Source organism: Kitasatospora albolonga, from assembly GCF_039535905.1.
GTDB classification, from domain to species: domain Bacteria; phylum Actinomycetota; class Actinomycetes; order Streptomycetales; family Streptomycetaceae; genus Kitasatospora; species Kitasatospora albolonga.
This window is the reverse complement of sequence record NZ_BAAAYB010000022.1, coordinates 1-22,440: the sequence shown is the minus strand read 5'-3', so window position 1 is coordinate 22,440 and position 22,440 is coordinate 1. Positions and strand designations below refer to the sequence as shown.

The 22,440-nt window shown below is 75.2% G+C and carries 5 protein-coding genes and 3 pseudogenes; all 8 read right to left on the bottom strand.

Annotated elements, in window-relative coordinates; translation table 11 throughout:
* The coding region (locus ABD946_RS06095) for a condensation domain-containing protein (protein WP_345280838.1) at nucleotides 1–1,497 on the bottom strand (1,497 nt) is incomplete at its 3' end.
* An 85-nt stretch (nucleotides 1,498–1,582) separates the two neighbouring features.
* Nucleotides 1,583–7,423 (bottom strand): annotated as a pseudogene (locus tag ABD946_RS06090) (amino acid adenylation domain-containing protein); the annotation flags it as partial.
* Between the two features lie 92 nt (nucleotides 7,424–7,515).
* Entirely contained in the window at nucleotides 7,516–12,561 is a 5,046-nt protein-coding gene (locus tag ABD946_RS06085; protein WP_345280836.1) for an amino acid adenylation domain-containing protein, read from the bottom strand.
* A pseudogene (locus tag ABD946_RS06080) lies at nucleotides 12,545–18,499 on the bottom strand (amino acid adenylation domain-containing protein); the annotation flags it as partial. The pseudogene ABD946_RS06080 and the gene ABD946_RS06085, both read right to left, overlap by 17 nt.
* Nucleotides 18,500–18,619: 120 nt before the next feature.
* The gene (locus tag ABD946_RS06075; protein WP_345280835.1) at nucleotides 18,620–19,609 is read right to left on the bottom strand and encodes an ABC transporter substrate-binding protein; all 990 of its coding nucleotides are present in this window, start codon (nucleotides 19,607–19,609) and stop codon (nucleotides 18,620–18,622) included.
* 47 nt (nucleotides 19,610–19,656) lie between these two features.
* On the bottom strand, nucleotides 19,657–19,896 hold the full coding sequence (locus ABD946_RS06070; protein ID WP_345280834.1) for a phosphopantetheine-binding protein: 240 nt from the start codon (nucleotides 19,894–19,896) through the stop codon (nucleotides 19,657–19,659).
* 226 nt (nucleotides 19,897–20,122) lie between these two features.
* Nucleotides 20,123–21,454: a lysine N(6)-hydroxylase/L-ornithine N(5)-oxygenase family protein gene (locus ABD946_RS06065; protein ID WP_380149830.1), complete on the bottom strand. Its 1,332-nt coding sequence runs from the start codon at nucleotides 21,452–21,454 to the stop codon at nucleotides 20,123–20,125.
* A gap of 115 nt (nucleotides 21,455–21,569) precedes the next feature.
* Nucleotides 21,570–22,332: pseudogene (argB, locus tag ABD946_RS06060) on the bottom strand (acetylglutamate kinase).
* Nucleotides 22,333–22,440 lie beyond the last annotated feature (108 nt).

The window sequence follows — 22,440 nt, the reverse complement described above, 5'->3', positions numbered from 1 at the left end:
CCTGGAGAGCGGGTGGCGGCCGGGCACCCGGGGCGGGTTGACGGCCTCCACCAGGCGGTCGAAGGGGAGGTCCTGGTGGGCGAAGGCGGCCAGGTCGGTGTCCCGGGTGCGGGCCAGCAGCTCGCTGAAGGTCGGGTCGCCGGCCAGGTCGTTGCGGAGCACGACGGTGTTGACGAAGAAGCCGACCAGCCCGTCCAGGGCGCTGTCCGAGCGTCCGGCCACCGGGGCGCCGAGCGGGATGTCGGTGCCGGCACCCAGGCGGTGCAGCAGGGTGGCCACGGCGGCCTGGAGCACCATGAAGGTGGTGGTGCCGGTGGCCTGGGCGGCGGCCCGCAGGCCGCGGTAGACGGCCGGCGGCACCTGGGCGTACACGGTGTCGCCCGCCAGGCGGGCGGTGGGCAGGCGCGGGTGGTCGGTCGGCAGCGGCAGCTCCTCGGGGAGGCCTGCCAGCGCCTCGCGCCAGTAGCCCGCCTGACGCTCCGCCAGACCCGTGGCTCCGTCCAGCAGCTCCTGCTGCCAGAGGGTGTAGTCGGCGTACTGCACCGGCAGCGGCGCCCAGCCGGGCTGCCCGCCGGTCAGGTGGGCGGCGTACGCCTGGTTCAGGTCCTCGATGAACGGGAGCATCGACCACTCGTCACCGGCGATGTGGTGGAACAGCAGCACCACCACGTGCTCGGCCTCGCCCAGCTCCAGCACCGAGACCCGGAGCGGGAGTTCGGCGGCCAGGTCGAAGCCGTACCGGACTTCGGCCTCGACGTCGGCGGTCAGCGTCTCCTCGGTGGAGCGGCGGACGTGCACCTCACCGGCCGGGGCCAGCACGGTCTGGAAGACCCCGCCGTCCCGCTCGGTGAAGACGGTGCGCAGGCTCTCGTGCCGTGCGGTGACGGAGCGGACGGCCGCCCGCAGCGCGGCCAGGTCCAGCGCGCCGCTCACCCGGACCACCAAGGGGACGTTGTAGGTGGCGCCGGAACCGTCCAGGTTCTGAAGGAACCACATCCGGCGCTGGGCGTGCGAGAGGGGCAGGTCGGTCGGGCGCTCGCGCCGGGCGAGCGCCGGGCGCGGGTCGGAGGTCTCGGTGCGCAGGGCCAGGCCGGCGGGGGTCGGGGCCTCGAAGAGGTCACGGACCGTCAGGCGGGTGCCCAGCGCGGCCTTCACCTTGCCGACCAGGCGGGTGGCCAGCAAGGAGTGGCCGCCCAGCTCGAAGAAGTGCTGCTCGGGGCCGACCTCGGCCAGGCCGAGCACCTCGGCGAACAGCCCGCACAGCAGCTCCTCGCGGGCGTCGCGCGGGGCCCGCCCGGTGCCCGCGCCGCCGGTCTCGGGGGCGGGCAGGGCGGCGCGGTCCAGCTTGCCGTTGACGGTCAGCGGGAGCGCGTCCAGCACGACGAAGGCGGCCGGCACCATGTACTCGGGCAGCCGGGCGGCGAGCTCGGCCCGGACGGCGGCCACCTCCACGGCGGCACCGGAGGCCGGCACCAGGTAGGCGGCCAGGCGCTTCACGCCCGGGGACGTCCTCCCGGACCACCACGGCGGCCTGAGCCACAGTCGGGTGCAGGGCGAGGGCGTCCTCGATCTCGCCCGGCTCGACCCGGTAGCCCCGGATCTTCACCTGGTCGTCGGCCCGGCCCAGGAAGTCCAGCAGGCCCGTCGCCGGCGCCACCGCACCACGTCGCCGGTGCGGTACATCCGGGCGCCCGGGCTCGCCGAACGGGTCGGCGACGAAGCGCTCGGCGGTCAGACCGGGGCGGTTGAGGTAGCCGCGCGCCAGACCCACACCGGCCACGTACAGCTCCCCGGGGACGCCCACCGGGACGGGGCGCAGGAAGGAGTCGAGCACGTGGGCCCGGGTGTTCCAGATCGGGCGGCCGACGGTCGCGGTGTCGGAGTCGGTGGTGCCGCCGCCGAGGGTGTTGATGGTGTACTCGGTCGGCCCGTACAGGTTGTAACCGAGCACCCCGGGGGTGTCGCGCAGCCTCGACCACAGGGTCTCCGCCACCGCCTCACCGCCCAGCAGCACCAGCGCCGGCCGGTGCCGGTCCTCGTCCAACAGACCGCAGTCCACCAGCGCCTGGGCGTAGGACGGCGTCACGTTGATGACGTCGATCGCCTGCGCGTCGAGGTAGTCCGCCAAGCCCTGGGCGTCACGGCGCTGCGCCTCGTCGAGGACGTGCACCTCGTGGCCCTCGACCAGCCAGAGCAGCTCCTCCCACGACATGTCGAAGGAGAACGACACCGTGTGCGCGATCCGCAGCCGACGGCCGCCGGCCAGCGCGACCGTCGGGTCGAAGATCGCCTCGCGGTGGTTGAGCTGCATGTTCGTCAGACCCCGGTACGGCGTGACGACGCCCTTCGGGCGGCCCGTCGAGCCCGAGGTGAAGATGACGTACGCCGGAAGGTCCTGATCGACCGTCACGCCCAGGGCCTCGGGGGACATCCCGGCCAGCTCGGCGACCACCGCCGGGTCGTCCAGCAGCACCGTCGCCGCGTGCTCCGGCATCAGCGCGGCCGCCGTCGAGTCGGTCACCAGGACGACCGGGGCGGTGTCCTCGACCATGAAGGCCAAGCGGTCCTTCGGGTAGTCCAGCTCCAGCGGCAGGTACGCCGCACCGGTACGCAGTACCGCGAACAGCGCCGCCACCATCTCCAACGACCGCGGCAGCCCCAGCGCCACCACCCTCTCCGGCCCGGCCCCCCGCGCCGTGAACAACCGCGCCAGCCGGTTCACCGTCGCGTCCAGCTCCGCGTACGACCACGACCGCGAGCCGAACACCAACGCCGTCTCACCGGGCACCAACGCGGCACGCTCCGCCAGCAGATCCGCCACCGTCGCGTCCGGCAGCTCCCGGCCGGTCTCCGCCCACTCCCCCAGCACCAGACCGCGCTCACGCACCGTCAGCACGTCCACGTCGCGCACCAGCAGGCCCGGGTCGGTGACCAGGGCGGTGACCAGCGCCACCATCCGCTCGGCGTGCTGCTCGACCGTCTCCCGGTCGAAGACGTCGGGGCGGTACTTGAACTCGAAGTCCAGCACCTCGCCGGGGTTGGTGATGAAGATCAGCGGGAGGTGGGTGGCGTCCACGTCGGCGATCTGCCGGACGCCGAGCGCGGTCCGGATCCGGTCCCGCAGCTCGTCGTCGGCGGGGGTGTTGCGGACCACCTGGAGGGTGTCGAAGAGCCGGCCGAGGCCGCTGTCGCGCTGGATCTCGCCGAGGCCCGTCTGGTGGTGGGGCAGCAGCTCGGTCTGCTCCCGCTGGAGCCGGGCCAGGAAGTCGGCGACCCGCTCGCCGCCGTCCAGCCGGGCCCGGACCGGCACGGTGTTGAGGAACATGCCGATGGTGGCGTCGATGCCGGGCAGCTCGGCCGGACGGCCGGAGACGGTGGCACCGAAGACCACGTCCTGACGGCCGGTCAGTCCGGCCAGCAGCAGCGCCCAGGCACCGGAGACCACGGTGTTCAGGGTCAGGCCGTGGGCCCGAACGTACCCGCCCAGGCGGGCGGAGAGCTCCGGGGAGAGGGCGGCGGTGACCTGCTCGGGCAGCAGGGCGGCGCGCTCGCGGGCCTGCGGGGCCAGCAGGGTGGCCTCCTCCAGGCCGGCCAGCGCGCTGCGCCAGGCGGCCCGGCCCTGCTCCTGGTCCTGGGCGGCGAGCCAGCGCAGGAAGTCGCGGTAGGGCAGGCCCGGCTCGGGGAGCGAGGGACCGTCGCCGGTCCCGGTCAGGCCGAGGTGGCAGCGGGTCAGCAGCTCCTGGAGCACCAGGCCGGCCGACCAGCCGTCCCAGAGCAGGGCGTGGTTGGTGAGCAGGATGCGCTGACCGCCGTCGGGGGCGAGCACCGAGACCACCCGCAGCAGCGGCGGGTTGGCCAGGTCGAAGCGGGTGTGCGCCTCGGCCTCGACCAGGCGGGCGAGTTCGGCCTCGAAGGCGCTCTCGTCCAGCGCCGACAGGTCGGCCTCGGTGAGCGGCACCTCGACCAGGCGTGGCAGGAAGGCGACCGGGCGGTCCAGCGCGTCGGCCAGGAAACCGGCCCGCAGGTTGGGGTGCTGCTCCAGCAGCCCGGCCAGCGCGCCGTGCAGCACGGCGAGCGGGACCCGGGTGGACAGCGAGATGACGTCCCGTGAGGTGTAGACGTCGATGCCCTGGTCGTCGTACCCGGCCTCGAAGAGCAGGCCCTGCTGGAGCGGGGAGACCGGCCAGAGCTCGGCCACCTCCAGCTTGGGCACGGCGGCGGCCGCGAGCCGCAGCTCCGCCTCGGTGGCGGCGGGGAGTTCGGGCAGCTCGGGCCCGGCCTCGGCGCTCTCCCGCCGGTCGGCGAGGGCGGCCAGGGCGGCGGGGGTGCGGAGCTCGAAGACGTCGCGCGGGCTGAGGGCGAGGCCCTCGGCGCGGGCGGCACCGACCAGCCGGATCGAGGAGATCGAGTCACCGCCGAGGCGGAAGAAGTCGGCGTCGGCGCCGGTCTCCGGCAGGCCGAGCACCTCGGCGAACAGCTCGCAGAGCAGCTGCTCGGTCTCGGTCTCGGCGGCCCGGGCGCCGCTCTCGCCGGTGAAGTCGAGGGCGAGCGCGGTCAGCGCGGCCCGGTCGAGCTTGCCGCTGATGTTCAGCGGCAGGGCGTCCAGCACGGCGAAGGCGGACGGCACCATGTACTCGGGCAGCCGGGCCGCGAGCGCGGCGTGCAGCTCGTCCGGGGTGGGCGCGGCCGCACCGGCGGCGGGCACCACGTAGGCGGCGATCCGGCGGACGGCGCCGGGGAGCACCAGCACGGCGGCCTGCGCGAGGCCGGGCAGCTCGGTCAGGGCGGCCCCGATCTCGCCGGGCTCGATCCGGTGGCCGCGGATCTTCACCTGGTCGTCGGTGCGGCCGAGGTACTCGATCACGCCGTCAGCGCGGAGGCGCACCAGGTCGCCGGTGCGGTACATGCGCTCGCCCTCGGCGAAGGGGTCGGCGACGAAGCGCTCGGCCGTCAGGCCGGGCCGGTCCAGGTAGCCGCGGGCCAACTGCGGTCCCGCCAGGTACAGTTCGCCGACCGCGCCGGCCGGGGCGGTCCGCAGCAGGCCGTCGAGCACGTACGCGCGGGAGCCGCGCAGCGGGCGGCCGACCACCGGCTCCGGGGTGTCGGCCAGATCGGCGAGCAGGGCGTCGACGGTGGCCTCGGTGGGGCCGTAGTAGTTGAGCGCGGTCAGGCCGGGCACGGCGCGCAGCTCGGTCCAGAGCGGATCGGGCAGCGCCTCGCCGCCGAGCAGCAGCACCGAGGGGCGGTGAGCGCCCGTCAGCAGGCCGCTGTCGATCAGTTGGCGGGTGTAGCTGGGGGTGTTGTCGAGCACGTCGATCCGCTCGGCCCCGACGTACGCCACCACGGCCTCGGCGTCGCGGCGGTCGGCCTCACCGAGCAGGTGCAGCTGGTGGCCGCCGAGCAGCCAGAGCAGCTGGTCCCAGCTGGAGTCGAAGGCGAACGAGGCGGTGCCGAGCACCCGCAGCCGGCGGCCGGCGGCCACCTCGGCGAACGGGCCGCCGAGGTGCTCCTCGGCGAGCGTGCCGAGGCCCCGGTGGGTGATCACCACGCCCTTGGGGCGGCCGGTGGAGCCGGAGGTGTGGATGACGTAGGCGGGGGCGTCCTGATCGACCGTCACGGCCGGGGCGGTGGCGGGCAGGGCGGCCAGCTCGGTGGTGACGGCCGGGTCGTCCAGCAGCAGGACGGTGGCGCCGGGGACGGCGGGCAGGCGGTGGGCGACCGCGCGGGTGGTGAGCACCACGGCGGGGCGGGTGTCCGCCAGCAGGTCGGCCAGGCGCTCGTCCGGGTGGTCCAGGTCCAGCGGCAGGTAGGCACCGCCGGCCCGGAGGGTGGCCAGGATCGCGGTGACGGCCTCGGCGGACCGGGGCAGCGCCAGCGCGGCGATCCGCTCGGCGCCCAGGCCTGCGGCGACCAGCAGGTGGGCCAGGCGGCTCGCCGCGCCGTCGAGTTCGACGAAGGACAGCTCGGCGGTGCCGCCCGCCAGGGCCGGGGCCACCAGCGCGCGGTCGTGCGGGGTGGCGGCGGCATGCGCGGCCAGGCGCTGGGTGACGGGGGCGGCCGGGACGGCCAGCGGGCCGCCGGAGACGGCGTCGGGCAGCGCGGCGCGCTCGTCCGCGGTGAGCAGGTCGAGCCGGGCCAGCGGGGTGTCCGGGTCGGCGGCGAAGGCGGCCAGCAGAGCGAGGAAGCGCCGGGCGGCGAGGGCGGCCTCGGCGGGGGTGAACAGGTCGGTGCGGTGGTCGAGTTCGATCCGCAGCTCGCTGCCGGGCAGCAGGGTGAGGCCGAGCGGGTAGTGGGTGGCGTCCCGGGCGCCGAGGCCGGTGATCGCCAGCCCGGCGGGCGCGCCGAAGGACTCGGCGAGGCCCTCGCCGCTGCCCTGGTAGTTCTCCACCACCAGCAGGGTGTCGAAGAGCGGGCCCTCGGCGGCGGCCTGCTTCTGGATCGCGGCCAGGCCCAGGTGCTGATGGGCCATCAGGGCGGCCTGCTCGCGCTGCACCCGGGCGGTGGCGCCGGCCAGCGTGTCGGTGGCCGAGAGCCGGACCCGGACGGGCACGGTGTTGATGAAGAGGCCGACCATGCCCTCCGCGCCCGGCAGGTCGTCGGGGCGGCCGGAGACGGTGGTGCCGAAGACCACGTCGGCGGTGCCGGTGAGCGAGCCGAGCTGCACGGCCCAGAGGGTGTGAGCGAGGTTGCCGAGGGTCAGGCCGCGGGAGCGGGCGGCGGCGGTCACCGCGGCGGACAGCTCGGGCCCGGCGGTGAGCTCCACGGTGGCGGTGGGCACGGCGGAGACGGCGGGGCCGACGGGGTGCGGCTGGTCGAAGCCGGCCAGCGCCTCGGCCCAGGCGGCCTCGGCGGCGGCGGTGTCCCGGGTGGCGAGCAGGGCGAGGTGGTCCCGGTACGGGCGCACCGGCGGCAGGACGGCGGGGTCGCCGTACGAGCCGTAGAGCGCCAGCAGCTCGCGGACCAGGATCGGCATCGACCAGCCGTCCAGCAACAGGTGGTGACAGGTGATCACCAGCCGCGCGGTGTCCGCGCCGAGCCGGGCCAGGGTGAGCCGCAGCAGCGGCGGGGCGGAGAGGTCGAAGCGGCGCTGCCGGTCCTCGGTCATCGCCGCGTCCAGGGCCGCCTCCCGGGCCTGTCCGGCGAACGCGGTCAGATCGGCCTCGCGCAGCGGGGTGGCCACGGTGCGCGGGACGAACTGGACCACCGCCTCCGGGTCCTCGTACCAGAACCCGGCCCGCAGGTTCGCGTGCCGCACGAGCAGCGCGTCCACGGCGGCGGCCAGCCGGACGGTGTCGACGTCCCCGGCCAGGTCAAGGTGCGACTGCACCACGTAGACGTCCTGCGCGGTGTCGTCGTAGAGGGCGTGGAAGAGCAGGCCCTCCTGGAGCGAGGACAGCGGATAGACGTCCTCCAGGTCGGACATGGCCGGCTGCTGGTCGGTCGGTTCGGCGGAGTTCGTCACGGTGCTCTCGGTGCTCTCGGTGTTCTCGGTACGGACAGGGCGGTCGGTGGCGGTCACGGGCGGCGCCTGCGACTCGGGCGGGCGCCGCCGCGCAGGCGGGCCTCCAGGCGGTCTATCTGGGCCTGCTTGAGGCTGACCAGGCCGAGGTCGGAGGGGGTGAGCCCACCGGCCCCGTCGCCTGCGCCGTGCCGGGCCAGCGCGTCCAGCGCGGCGAACCAGCCCTCGGCCAGCGCCTCGGCCTGAGCGGTGGTCAGCAGCGCCTCGGGCCAGCTGAGTTCGACGGCCAGCTCGGGGCGCCCGTCCGGGCCGCCCTGCACCACGGCGTCGATCTCCAGCGGGTACCCGGCGGCCTGGGCCGGGTCGGGCCCGGCCGCGGCGGTCACCACGGCGCGCTCGTCGGCCGGGGCGAACGGCCAGCCGCCGAGCGGGGCTCCGGCGCCGTCCAGCCGACCGCGGTAGTTGAACAGCACCTCGGAGTGGCGGGCCCCGGCCAGCAGGGCTGCGGTCTGCGGGTTGAGGTGGCGCAGCAGGCCGAAGCCGAACCCCTTGTCGGGGGCGGACCGCAGCTGCTCCTTGACCTGCTTGAGCACGCGACCGGCCTGCTCGCCGCCGGCGAGCGCGGCCGCCGGGTCGAGCCCGGCCAGATCGAGCCGGACGGGGTGCACGGTGGTCAACCAGCCGACGGTGCGCGCCAGATCGGGCGCGGGCACCCCGGTCAGCTCGGCGCCCCGGCCGTGGCCCTCCAGGTCGATCCGGAGGACGGGGGCGGCCTGCGGGTGGGCGGCTGCGGCGCCGAGCACCAGCCCGGCCAGCAGCACCTCGTCCACGCCCGCGTTGAAGGCCTGCGGCAGCTCGGCGAGCAGCGGTGCGGTGCGGTCGGCGGAGAGCGTCCGGCGCAGGGTGCGCAGGGTCGAGACGGTGTCCCGCTCCTGATCGGCGGCCAGCTCCCCGAGCGGACCGGCCGGGCCGGCCAGCGCAGTGCGCCAGTACGCGGCCTCGGTCACCCGGGGGCGGCGGTGCGCCTCGGCCAGCAGGGCGCGGGCCCAGTCGGCGATGCCGTACGCCTCCGGCTCGGCGGCGGGGGCGAGCCCGGCGGCGGCCCGGGCGTAGCCGTCGGCCAGTTCGGGCAGCAGGGTGCGCCAGGAGACGCCGTCCACGGCGAGGTGGTGGACCGTCAGCAGCAGCCGGCCGTCCTGCGGTCCGGCGTCGAACCAGACCGCCCGCAGCACCCGGCCGCTGTCCGGGTCCAGCCCGGCGGCGGCCCGGTCGGCCTCGGCGGCCAGGGCCCCGAGTCCGGTGACCACCCGCAGGGTAGCCGGGTCGGCGACGGCCGGGGCCTGGGCGGCGGGCAGCACCTCCTGGGTCCACACCCCGTCGGTGCGGTCCAGCTTCAGCCGCAGCGCCGGGTGGTTCGTGGCGAGGGCGGCCAGCGCGGTGCGCAGGGCCCGCTCGTCCAGCCCGGCCGGGACGGTGAGCAGCACCGACTGGTTGAAGCGGTCGATCGGCCCGCCGCGCTCGCGCAGCCAGTGCACCACCGGGAGGACCGGCAGTTCACCGTCCTGCGGCACCGCGAGGACGGCTGACGGTGCGTCGGCCAGGCCGGTGGCGGCCGCGGCCAGCGCGGCCGGGGTCGGGTGGGTGAAGACGTCCTTGGCGGTGATCTCCAGCCCGGCCTTGCGGGCCTTGCTGACCAGCTGGATGGAGACGATGGAGTCGCCGCCGAGAGCGAAGAAGTTCTCGTCCTCGCCGACCGAGTCCAGGCCGAGCACCTCCGCGAAGACCCGGGCCATCGCGGCGGCGGGCTTCCCGCTCGGGGCGGCGGCCACCGGACCGCGCGCGGGGTCGGGCAGTGCCTTGCGGTCCAGCTTGCCGTTGACGCTCAGCGGCAGCGCGTCCAGCACGGTGACCACGGCGGGCACCAGGTGCTCGGGCAGGGCGGCGGCCAGGGCGGACCGCACGGCGGCCGGGTCGACGGCACCGGTGACGTAGCCGAGCAGCTGCCGCGCTCCGCCCTCGGTGAGGGCGCGGGCGGTGACGGCGGCCTGGCCGACGCCGGGGACGGCGGCCAACGCGGCCTCCACCTCGCCGAGTTCGATCCGGAAGCCGCGGATCTTCACCTGGTCGTCGGTGCGGCCGAGGTACTCCACCTCGCCGTCGATCCGGCGGCGCACCAGGTCACCCGTGCGGTACATCCGGCCACCGGCCCCGAAGGGGTCGGCGACGAAGCGGCCGGCCGTCAGCCCGGGGCGGCCGAGGTAACCGCGGGCCAGCTGGACGCCGGCCAGGTAGAGCTCACCGGGGACGCCGACCGGCACCGGCCGTAGCCGGGCGTCCAGCACGTACAGCTTGGTGTTCCAGACCGGGCGGCCGATCGGGACGGTGCCCGCCCCCGCCCACGCCCGGTGATAGGTGACGTCCACGGCCGCCTCGGTGGGGCCGTAGAGGTTGTGCAGCTCGATCTGCGGCCAGAGCGCGGCGAAGCGGTCGACGGCCGTGGCGGGCAGCGCCTCGCCGGAGCAGAACACCTTCCGCACGCCGGTGAAGCCGTCCCGCAACGCCGGGTCCTGCTCGGCGGCGGCGGTGAAGGCGGTCAGCATCGACGGCACGAAGTGACAGGCCGTCACCCCGGCGGTGGCGGCGAGCCCGGCCAGGTAGACCGGGTCGCGGTGGCCGCCGGGGCGGGCGAGCACCACCCGGGCGCCGGTGACCAGCGGGAGGAAGAACTCCCAGACCGAGACGTCGAAGCTGGCCGGGGTCTTCTGCAGGATCCGGTCCTCGGCGGTGACGCGGTAGACCTCGGCCATCCAGTCGAGCCGGTTGACGATGGCCCGGTGGGTGACCAGCACGCCCTTGGGGCGGCCGGTGGAGCCGGAGGTGAAGATGACGTACGCGCCGTGGTCCGGGCCGGGGGCGGCGGGCTCGGCCTGCGGGCCGTCGGCGTCCACCGCCAGCAGCGGCGCCCCGGGCAGCGCGGGGAGCTCCACGCCCGGCACGGTGAGCACGGCGACGGGCGCGGCGTCCTCGACCATCGCGGCCAGCCGCTCGGCCGGGTACTCGGTGTCCAGCGGCAGGTACGCGGCACCGGACTTGAGTACGCCCACCAGGGCCACCATCAGCTCGGCCGAGCGCGGCACCGCGACGGCCACGATCCGGTCCGGTCCGGCGCCCCGGGCGGCCAGCACCCGGGCCAGCCTCCCCGCCCGCTCGTCCAGCTGACGGTAGGTCAGGGTGGCGCCCTCGAAGTCCACCGCGACGGCCTCGGGGGTGGCGGCCACCCGCTCGGCGATCCGGGTCAGCAGGGTGCCGTCCCGGACCTCGCGGTCGGTGGCGTTCCACTCCCCCGCCAGGCCCCGGCGCTCCTGCGCGGAGAGCGGCTCGATCAGGGCCGCCTCCCGGCCGGGCGCGGCCAGCGCGGCCGTGAGCACGGCCAGCAGGCGCTCGCCGAACAGCCGGGCGGTCGCGCGGTCGAAGAGGTCCTCCGCGTGGATCACGGTGAGCTCGGTGCGGGAGCCGTCGGCCGACTCGGCGAAGTTCAGCGCCAGGTCGAAGCGGGCGGCGTGCACCGGGTCGGGCAGCAGCTCGGTACGGGCGCCGAACAGGCCGGTGTGCCCCTCGCCGGCCTTGCGGTGCTGCACCATCACCTGGAACAACGGGTGCCGGCCGAGCGAGCGCTCGGGGTTGACGATCTCCACCAGCCGGTCGAACGGCAGGTCCTGGTGCGCCAGCGCGCCGAACACCACGTCCCGGCTGCGCTCCACCAGGTGGTCGAAGCTCGGGGCGCCACCGAGGTCGTGACGGAGCACCAGGGTGTTGACGAAGAACCCGACCACCGACTCCACCGCCTCGTCGGTGCGCCCGGCGACGGGGGTGCCGAGGGCGACGTCCGTCGTCCCGGCCAGCGTGCCGAGCAGCAGCGCGGCGGCGGCCTGGGTGACCACGAAGGGGGTGACGCCGCGTCGGCGGGCGTAGGCCAGCAGTTCGGTGTGCAGCGCCTCGGGCAGCGCCAGCCGGACGGCGCCGCCGCGCCCGCTCGGCTCGGTCGGCCGGGGCCGGTCGGTGGGCAGCGCCAACTCAGCGGGGAGAGCGTCCAGTTGCCGGGCCCAGTAGGCGCCCTGCTGGGCAGCCGGGCCCTCGCTCGCGGCCAGTAGCTCGGCCTGCCAGAGCGCGAAGTCGGCGTACTGGAGCGGCAGCGGGGCGAAGCCGGGCTCGGTGCCGGCCAGCCGGGCCGCGTACGCCTGGTCGAGCTCGCGCAGCAGCACGCCCTCCGACCACTCGTCACCGGCGATGTGGTGCACCGCGATGCTCAGCACGTGCCGCTCGGGCCCGGTGGTGAGCAGGGTGGCGCGGACCGGGATCTCCTCGGCCAGCTCGAAGGCGTACGCCCCGGCGGCGGCCACCGCACGCGACAGCCGGTGCACGGTGGTCTCCTCCACCGCGAACGGCACCCCGGCCCGAGCGGGCGTCAGGATCCGCTGGAACGGGCGGCCGTCGCGGTCCGGGAAGACGGTGCGCAGCGCCTCGTGCCGGGCCACCACGTCGCCGAAGGCGGCTCGCAGGGCCTCGCTGTCCAGCGGGCCGTCGATCCGCACCGCGCACGGGATGGTGTAGGCGGCGGTGGCGCCGTCCAGGCGGTACTGGAACCAGAGCCGGGCCTGCGCGGCGGAGAGCGGCAGCAGCTCCGGGCGCGGGCGGTCGGTCGGGCCGGGGCGCCCCGCGGCGGCCGTCGCCAGGCGGGTGGCGAGGGCGGCGGGGGTGCGGGTCTCGAACAGGTCCCGGACGGCGGTCTCCACGCCGAGCCCGGCGCGCAGGCGGCCGGTGACGCGGGTGGCGAGCAGCGAGTGGCCGCCGAGCGCGAAGAAGTCCTCGTCCGGACCGACCGCGGGCAGACCGAGCACCTCGGCGAAGACCGAGCAGACCAGCGCCTCCCGCTCGTCCCGGGGCGGCCGGCCGACCGGCGCGGCGTAGGCGGCGGCGTCCGGCGCGGGCAGGGCCTGGCGGTCCAGCTTGCCGTTGACGTTCAGCGGCAGCCGGTCCAGCGCCACGATCGCGGAGGGCACCAGGTACTCGGGCAGGGTGGTGGCCAGCGCCTTGCGCAGCACGGCGGTGTCCAGCTCCGCGGGGGGCGGCGTAGCCGACCAGGCGCTTGGCCCCGCCCGGGGCGGGCAGCACCAGCACGGCGGCCTGGGTGACCCCGGGCAGCGCGGCCAGCGCGGCCTCGGCCTCGCCGGGCTCGACCCGGAAGCCGCGGATCTTCACCTGGTCGTCGCCCCGGCCGAGGTAGTCCAGCGTGCCGTCGGGGCGGTGGCGGACCAGGTCGCCGGTGCGGTACATCCGGGTGCCGGGGTCGCCGTACGGGTCGGCGGTGAAGCGCGCGGCGGTCAGCGCCGGGCGGTTGCCGTAGCCGCGGGCCAGGCCGGGGCCCGCGATGTAGAGCTCACCGGCCACCCCGGCGGGCACCGGGCGCAGACGTGAATCCAGCACGTAGACCCGGGTGTTGCCGATCGGGCGGCCGACGGACGGGGTCGGGCTGTCGGCCAGGTCGGCGCCGAGGGTGTCCACCGTGTACTCGGTCGGGCCGTAGAAGTTGTGGCCGATCACGCCCTCGGTCTCCCGCAGCCGGGTCCAGAGCGCCTCGTCCACCGCCTCGCCGCCGACCAGGAAGAGCAGCGGCCGGTGCGCCGGGTCGTCCAGCAGGCCGCACTCGACCAGCTGGCGGCCGAAGGACGGGGTGACGTCCAGGGTGTCGATCCGGTCGGCCAGCAGACGGGCCGTCAGCGCCTCCGGGTCGCGGCGCAGCTCCTCGCCGTAGACGTGCAGCTCGTGCCCGGTGAGCAGCCAGAGCAGCTGCTCCCAGGACGAGTCGAAGGAGAACGACGCGGTGTGCGCGGCCCGCAGGCGCCGGCCCCCGGCCGCCTCGACGGCGCGGGCGAAGACCGTGGCGGCGTGGTGCTCCAGCATGTTGGCCAGGCCCCGGTGCGGCACCTGGACGCCCTTGGGGCGGCCGGTGGAACCGGAGGTGTGGATGACGTAGGCGAGGTCGTCGGGGTGCGGGGCCACCGGCTCGGCCGACAGCTCGCCCAGACGCTCCGTCAGCACCGGGCCGAGCCCGTACGCGTCGAGGACGGGCAGGCGCTCGGCCACCTCGGCGGTGGTCAGGGTGAGCAGCGGCTCGGCGTCCTCCAGCATCAGGGCGACGCGCTCGGCCGGGTGGTCCAGGTCCACCGGCAGGTAGGCGGCGCCGGACTTCAGCACGCCCAGCAGGGCGGCGACCGACTCGGCGGAGCGCGGCAGCGCGAGGGCGACCACGGTGCCGGGGCGGGCGCCCAGGGCCGCCAGGTGACGGGCGGTCAGCTCGGCGCGGGCGGCCAGCTCGGCGAAGGTGAGGCGCTGCTCGCCGCAGACCACGGCGAGGGCCTCGGGGGTGGTGGCGGCGGTGGCCGCGAAGACGTCCAACACGGTGCCGCCGGGCAGCGGGCGGGTGGTGGCGTTCCAGCCGTCCAGCAGCTGGGCGCGCTCTGCCTCGTCGAGGATCTCCAGGGCTCCGACAGGAGTCTGCGGGGCCTCGGCGAGCGCGGTGAGCAGGCGCAGCAGGCGGGCGCCGACGGCGGCCGCCTGGGCGTCGGTGAAGACGTTGGGACGGTACTCGACGGTGAGCTGCGGGTGCTCGCCGGGCAGGGTGAGGACGGTCAGCGGGTAGTGGGTGGCGCCCCGGTGGGTGAGACCGGCGACCCGGAGCTCACGGGCCGTCAGGGCGTCGGGGTCGACGGGGTAGTTCTCCACCACCAGCAGGGTGTCGAACAGCGTGCCGTGCCCGGCCAGGGCCTGGATCTCGGCGAGTCCGAGCAGCTGGTGGTCGAGCAGCGCGGACTGCGCGGCCTGGAGCCGGGCCAGCGCCTCGGCGACGGACTCGTCCTCGCGCGGGGCGAAGCGCACCGGCACGGTGTTGGAGAACAGGCCGACCATCGACTCCACGCCCGGCAGGTCGGCGGGGCGGCCGGAGACGGTGGCGCCGAAGACCACGTCGGCGCGGCCGGTGAGGCGGGTCAGCAGGATCGCCCAGGCGCCCTGCACCAGGGTGTTGAGGGTCAGTCCGTGGGAGCGGGCGGTGGCGGTGAGGGCGGCGGCCAGCTCGGGGCCGATCGGGAGCTCCAGCTCCCGGCTGGGGGCCGAGCCTGCGGCGGGGGCACCGAGCGCGTCGGCCAGCAGGGTTGGGCCCTCGAGTCCGGCGAGCGCCGCGCTCCAGGCCGCGCTGTCGGCGGCCAGGTCCCGGGCGGCCAGCCGCTCCAGGTGGCGGGCGTAGGGGGTGGTGGCGGGCAGCGCGGCGAGCTCGGTGCCGCCGTAGGCGGCGAACAGCTCGCGCAGCAGCACCGGCATCGACCAGCCGTCGATGACGGTGTGGTGACGGGTCAGCACCAGGTGACGGTGGTCGGCGCCGAGGGTGACCAGGGCGCAGCGGACCAGGGGCGGCGCCGTGAGGTCGAAGCGGCGGGCGGCTTCCTGCTGCTCGATCTCGGCGAGCGCGGCGGCCTGCCGGTCGGCGGGCAGGGCGGTCAGGTCGTGGTGGGTCCACGGGACGGTGACCTGACGGGCGATCAGCTGGACGGGGCGTCCGAGGGCGTCGGTGCTGAAGGAGGCGCGCAGCGCGGCGTGCCGGTTGACGACGCCGTCCACGGCGGCGGCGAGGCGCTCCTGGTCGAGCGGGCCGCGCAGCTGGAGGGAGGTGAGCGAGGTGTAGAGGTCGTCGGCGTCCTCGGCACGCTGCTGCTCGGCGTGGAAGAGCAGGCCCTCCTGGAGCGGGGAGAGCGGCAGCACGGCCTCGGCCCCGGGGTGGGCGGCGAGCAGGCGCTCGCGCTGCTCGGGGTCGAGCAGGGGGCGCTGCTCGGTCTCCACGGGCGCGGTCGCGGCCTCGACGGCGGCGGAGATCCCGGCGACGGTGCGGCGCTCGAAGACCACGCGGGGCGTGATGGCGTACCCGGCCCGGCGGGCCCGGCTGCCCAGCTGGATGGCGGAGATGGAGTCGCCGCCGAGGGTGAAGAAGTTCTCGTCCACGCCGAGTTCGGCGAGGCCGAGCACCTCCTTGACCAGGTCGGCGATCACCCGCTCGGTCTCGGTCCGGGGCGCCCGGCCGGCGGTCGCGGTGAGCTCCGGGTCCGGCAGGGCCCGGCGGTCGATCTTGCCGTTGGCGGTCAGCGGGAAGGCGTCCAGCACCAGGATCGCGGCGGGGACCATGTACTCGGGCAGGGCAGCGGCCAGGTCGGCGCGCAGAGCGGCCGGGTCGGCCTCGGTGCCGGTCACGTAGGCGACCAGCTGCGGGCGGCCGGGGGCGGTCTCGCGGACGGCGGCGACGGCGCGGGTGACGCCCGGACGGGCCGTCAGGGCGGCCTCCACCTCGCCGAGTTCGATCCGGAAGCCGCGCAGCTTGACCTGGTCGTCCACCCGGGAGAGGAAGTGCAGCGCGCCGTCGGGGGTGCGGCGCACCAGGTCGCCGGTGCGGTACATCCGCTCCCCCGGGGCGAACGGGTCGGCGACGAACCTGCCGGCGGTCAGGCCGGGGCGGCCCAGGTAGCCGCGGGCCAGCTGCTCACCGGCGAGGTAGAGCTCCCCCGGGACACCGGGCGGGACGGGCCGCAGGGCGCCGTCCAGGACGTGGGCCCTGGTCCCGGCGAACGGGACGCCGATGCCGGGCACACCGGTGTGGTCGGGCGTCAGCTCGGCGGAGGTGGCCCAGATGGTCACCTCGGTCGGGCCGTACACGTTGGTCACCCGCCGGGTGGCCCGGGCCAGCCGCTCGGCCAGCTCGGCGGGCAGCGCCTCGCCGCCGACCAGCGCGTGCACCCCGGCCAGCGCCTCGTACGCGCCGCCCGCAGCCTCGGCCGACTCCGCCGCCTCGGTCAGCAGCAGGTGCCACAGGGTGGGCGTCGCCTGCAGCACCTTCGGACGGTGCTCCTGCACCAGCGCGCCGAGCGCGGCCGGGTCGAGCACGGTGTCGCGGTCAGCGAGGACCAGGGTGGCACCGGTGGTCAGCGGGCCGTGCAGCTCCAGGCCCGCGATGTCGAAGGACACCGTGGTGACGGCCACCAGCGCGTCCCCGGGCCCGAGTTCCAGCTTCGGGCGCATCGCGGCCAGGAAGGCTGCCAGTGCCCCGTGCTCCACCACCACGCCCTTGGGCTTGCCGGTGGAGCCGGAGGTGTGGATGACGTACGCGGGCGCGGCCGGGTCCGGCGCGGTGACGGGGGCCGGAGGCAGGGCGGCCAGCTCGGCGACGGTGGCCGGGTCGTCCAGCACGACCACCGGCAGGCCGGCCGGCACCAAGCGGGCCGCCTCCGCCGTGGTGACGGCGCAGACCGGGTGGGCGTCCTCGGCCATGTAGGCGAGGCGGTCGGCCGGGTAGTCGAGGTCCATCGGCAGGTAGGCGCCGCCGGCCCGGAGCACGGCGAGCGCGGCCACCGGCAGCGCGGTGCTCCTCGGCAGCGCCAGCGCCACGAACCGCCCGGCCGCCCCGCGTCCGGCGAGCAGCGCGGCCAGCCGCCCCACCCGCTCGTCCAGCTGACCGTACGTCAGGGTGCCGTCCACGGCGCTCACCGCGGTTGCCTCCGGCGCGACAGCGGCCCGCTCGGCGAACAGCTCCACCACCGACCGGACGTCCGCCGGACGGCCGGTCGCGTTCCACCCGTCGAGCGCCGCCTGCTCCGCCCCGGTCAGCAGCGGCAGGTCCCGCAGCGCCCGCCCGGGCGCCTCGGCCAGCGCCACCAGCAGCGCGGCGCACCGCTCGGCGTGGGCGGCCAGCTCCTCGGCGGTGTACAGCGCGGGGTTGGCGTCGAACTCCAGGGCGATCACGTCGTCCGGGCTCTTGGTCACGGCCAGCTGGAGGTCGTCCACCGGGCCGGCCGCGAGGTTGACGGTGCGTCCGGCCACCCCGGCGAAGTCCAGCGCGAGGTCGAACGGCTTGATGTTCAACAGCGGCCCGTAGAGCCGCTGTTCGGCCCCGACCAGGCCCAGTTCGCGGCGCAGCTCCTCGCCCCGGTGGTGCTGGTGGCGGCGGGCCTCCTTGAGCACGGCGGCAGCCCGGCGGAGCAGTGCGGTGAAGTCCTCGCCGCCGTCCACCGGCAGCCGCAGCGGGAGGATGTTGACGGCGGTGCCGGCCACCCGCAGGGTGCCGGGGGCGGTGCGGGCCATGAAGTGGGTGCCGATGACCGGCTCGACGCTGCCGGTCATCCGGTGCAGGTAGGCGGCGTACCCGGCGGTGGCGGCCTCGGCCCAGGTGGCCTTGGCGGTGCGGGCGGCGGCCAGCACGACGGCCGACTGAGCGGCCGTCAGCTCCAGCCGGTGGCGGAGCACGGTGGCCGAGGCCGGGGCGGTGAGCTCGGTCAGCCCGGGGGCGCCGGGCAGGTCGGCGAAGCGGGCCGTCCAGTAGGCGCGGTCCTCGGCGGCCTGCGGGGAGGCCAGGTAGGCGGCCTCGGCCTCGGCGAGCACGGCCGCCGGCCGCAGCGGCGAGGGTCCGGGCTCCTGCCCGGCGGCCAGCCCGCTGTACACCTCGGCCACCCGGCGGGTGAGCATCGCCACCGCGTAGCCGTCCACCGCCAGGTGGTGGAACCACTGGAAGAGCAGGTGCCGCTGCTCACCGGTCCGGGCCAGCAGCGCGCCTGGTTTCGGGCCGTCCCCCGCCAACTCGACCGGCCGCGCCAGGAGTTCGCGCACCACGGCGATCGCGGCGGCGTCCGGGTCCCCGGCCGTCCGGGTGTCCAACCGCTCCAACCGCCACGCCTCGGCGTCGAAGACCGGCGGCAGCCGGAAGGCGGCGCCGTCCCGCTCGGCGAGCCGGAAGTCCAGGCCCTCGGCCTCGGCGAGCACCTGCCGCAGCGCCCGCTCCAGCAGGGCGGCGTCCACCGGTCCGTCGAGCTCGACGTACTGGCCGACGTTGTAGCAGGGGTTCTCCGGGTCGATCCGCTGGGCGGCCAGCACGCCCGCCTCGGCCGCGGTGAGCGGCAGGGCGGCCTGCGCGGTGGTCTCCGTCGGCTGGGTGCTGGCCTCTGCCATGGTCGGTCTCTCCGGGGGTGCGGTGCGGGAGTTGCGGGGCGCGGCCCGGCCGTGGTGCGGGCGCGCGCGGGGGCCGGGCGGCCGCCACTGCTCGGCGGCCGCCCGGGGTCTCGCGGAGGGCTAGAGGCCCTTGAGGACGGTCTCGATCTGGTTCAGCACGTCGATCGAGGTGCCGTACCGGTCGGTGGTGGCGTAGCCGACCGGCACGACCTTCCCGGCCTTGACGGCCTTGAGGTTCTGCCAGGAGGGCTGCTTCTCCAGGTCCTTGGTGTCCTGCGGCACCTGGCCGGTGGCCACGGTCCTGGGCACCAGGATGACGTCCGCGTCGCCGAGCACGTCCAGCTTCTCGGTCGAGTAGGTGACCTCGTGCTCCTTGTCGTCCGCCGAGGCGGTGGAGAACTGGGCGCCCGCGTCGGCCAGCACCCGGCCGACCCAGCTGGTCCTGGTGTCGACCAGGAACTCGCCGCCGCCGTAGGAGGAGGCGATGGTCCACTTCACCGAGTTGAGCTTGCCGGCGTAGTCGGCCTTGATCTTGGCGGCCTTGGCCTCGTAGTCCGACTTCAGCTTCTTGAACTCGGCCTCCTTGCCCACGGCGGTGGCGATCTTCTCCTGCGCGTTCAGCAGGTCGACCGGCTTGTCCACGGCGAAGTAGAGCACCGGGGCGCCGAGGCCCTCCAGCTTCTTGATCCCCCAGTCGAAGGCGCTGGCGCCCTCGACCACGATCAGGTCCGGACGGAGCGAGGCGATCTTCTCGATGTTGAGCTCGACGCCGGAGCCGATCGGCTCGATCTTCGCCGCCGCCTCCTTCTGGGTCGGCAGCAGCTCGACCGGGTTGTTCTCATCGAGGGTCGAGGTGCCGACCGGCTGGACACCGAGGTCGAGCAGCGCGCCGGTGGCGTACGAGACGGTGACGATCCGCTCGACCTTCGCCGGGACGGTGACGGTGCCGTTGGTGGCCTGGACGGTCTTCGGAGCAGCGGCGGAGGCCTTGGCGTCGCCGGAGGTGCTCGCGTCCTTGGCGGCGTCGGAGCCGCAGGCGGCCAGCGAGAGCACCGCGGCGGCCGTGGCGGCGGCGGCGATTCTGCGGCTGGTCAGGACACGGGTGTTCATGGTTCTCCTAGATGGGGGGAGGTGCGAGGTGCAGTGCTGACGGCGGGTCAGGGCGCGAGGGCGGCGGCCCAGCCGGCCAGGGTGGGGGTGGGGGTGGGGGAGAGTTCGACCAGGTCGGCGAAGCCGAGGGTGGCCCCGCGGGTGCGCCAGGTCTCCACCAGGCTCATCAGCCGGATCGAGTCCAGCCCGAGGTCCCGCAGGTCGTCCTCGTCCCCGATCGCCTCCGGCTCCTCGCCGAGCACCTCGGCGAGATCGGCCCGCAGGCTCTCCAGATCGAGTCCAGGCATCGCGCAATCCGTTCGTTGGTAGTGGTCACCCCAGGGGCGCGAGGCTCTGCTGATGTGCGGCTCCGCCGCGCGGGCGCGCAGCAGCAAGGCATGCCCCGGTTGCCGGGTACGGGCGTTCACTTGCAAGTGGCTCTCCGCACCCGGCGATCGGGCCACTTTCTTCCGCTGCGCGCCCGCGCGGCGGAGCCGCACGTCAGCAGGGCCTCGCGCCCCTGCGGGCGCAGCGCTATCCGACGCTCGTGCGGAGCCGCGCGGCGGTGCGCCGCAGCAGCAGCGAGTCGCTGATCTCACCGGAGCGGACCGCCAGCGTCGACAGCAGCGAGGACGTGATCCCGTGGGTGTGCTCGGTGCCGCCCTGGAGGTAGATCCCGACCTCCACGTGCTCGGCGGTGAGCACCCGGTGGTCGCGGTCGACCCGCAGGCGCCCTCCCCCGTCCACCAGGCAGTCGGCCGCCAGCTCGCCGAGCAGCTCGCGCGGGTCGACGTGGGCGTACCCGGTGGCGAGCACCACCGCGTCCGAGTCGAGGCCGTACTCCTCGCCCGTGGCGAGGTTCCGCACCTGGGCGCGGGCCCCGTCCGCCACTTCCTCGACACCGACCAGGCGGGTGGTGTTGAGCATCCGCAGGCGCTCCTGGCCGGCCACCTTCTCCTGGTACACCGTGCGGTACAGCTGCTCGATCAGATCGCCGTCCACCACCGAGTAGTTGGTGTTGGCGTGCAGGTCGAGCAGCCGCTGCTTCACCGACTCCGGCGCGCCGTAGTAGTGGTCCACGGCCTCGGGGTCGAAGATCCGGTTGGCGAAGGGGCTGTCGTCGGCCGGGCTGTAGCCGTAGCGCGAGAAGACCGCGCAGACCTCGGCCCCGGGGAAGGCGCGGTGCAGGTACTCGACGGCCTCGGCGGCGGACTGACCGGCCCCGACGACGGTGAACCTGCGGTGCTTCAGCTCCGTCAGCTCCGGTGCGCGGTGGAGCAGGTCACGCGTGTGCCAGACCCGCTCCCCCGCCGTGACGCCGGCCGGCAGGCACGGCGTGAGGCCGGTCCCGACCGACAGGTTCCGCGCCCGGTGGGTCCTGCGTTCCGCCCCGCCCGCCGCGGCCTCGGTCACGACCTCCACCGCCACCGTGCGGCCCGCCTCGACCACCGGCCGGACCTGGACCGCGCTGCGGCCGTAGTCCACCGCGTCGGTGAACTCCGCGGCGCACCACTCCAGGTAGTCGTGGAACTCGAGGCGGGTCGGGTAGAAGGACTTCTGGTTGATGAAGTCGGCCAGCCGGTCCCGCTCCTGGAGGTAGCAGAGGAAGCTGAACCGGCTGCGCGGGTCCCGCATGGTGACCAGGTCCTTGAGGAAGGCGACCTGCATGGTGGCGCCCTCCAGCAGCATGCCCCGGTGCCAGCCGAAGCGCTCCTGCCGCTCCACGAAGCGGGCGGAGAGCGCCTCCTGCGGGTTCCGCTCGTTGTGCGCATCGACGGCGATGGCCAGCGCCAGGTTCGCGGGGCCGAAGCCGATGCCTATCAGGTCCTCGGCACCGGCGTCCTGCCCCGGGCTGGTCTCGCGCAGACGCGACATCGTGTTCCTTCCGTTGGAGTCAGAGAGGAGTTGATTGATTAGGTAAGGCTTACCTAATCAACTTCTCGCATGACTGATCGAGAGTCAAATTCGGCATGTGCACCAACTAAGGAAGGACCGTGGTCCCCGCACCCGAGCCGCCCAGCGCCGCCAGCAGGCTGTGGTGCACCCGCCCGTCCAGCACCTGGGCCGCACCCACCCCGGAGCGCACCGCCCGCAGGCAGGCCTCCATCTTGGGCAGCATCCCCCCGGCCAGCGAGGGCAGCAGCCCTTCCAGCTGACCGGCGGTCAACTCCCCTATCACCTCGACGGATTCGGGCCAGTTGGCATACAGCCCCGGCACGTCCGTGAGCATCACCAGCACCTCGGCGCCCAGCGCCACGGCCATCGCCGAGGCGGCGGTGTCGGCGTTGACGTTGTAGACGTGGCCGTCCGCCCCACGGGCGATCGAGGAGATCACCGGGATCCGGCCGTCGGCGATCAGCGCCCGCACCGCACCGGCCTCGACGCTCACCACGTCGCCCACCAGCCCGATGTCCACCTGCTCTCCGTCCACCTCGGCGTACCGCTTCACCGCCGTCATGGTGTGCGCGTCCTCACCCGTCAGCCCCACCGCCAGCGGCCCGTGCCGGTTCAACAGCCCCACCAGCTCCCGCTGCACCTGGCCGGCCAGCACCATCCGCACCACGTCCATCGTCTCCGGCGTGGTCACCCGCAGCCCCGCCGTGAAGCTCGACTCCAACCCCAGCCGGTCCAACTGAGAGCTGATCTGCGGCCCGCCCCCGTGCACCACCACCGGATGCACCCCCCGCCCGGTGCAGGGCGACCACGTCCCGGGCGAAGGCCGCCTTCAACTCCTCGTCCACCATGGCGTTCCCACCGAACTTCACCACCACGATCCGGCTGGCCAACGGACTCCCCTTCGAAAAGACTTAGGTAAGGTTTACCTTACTGTCTTCTCGGGGTATCCGTCACCA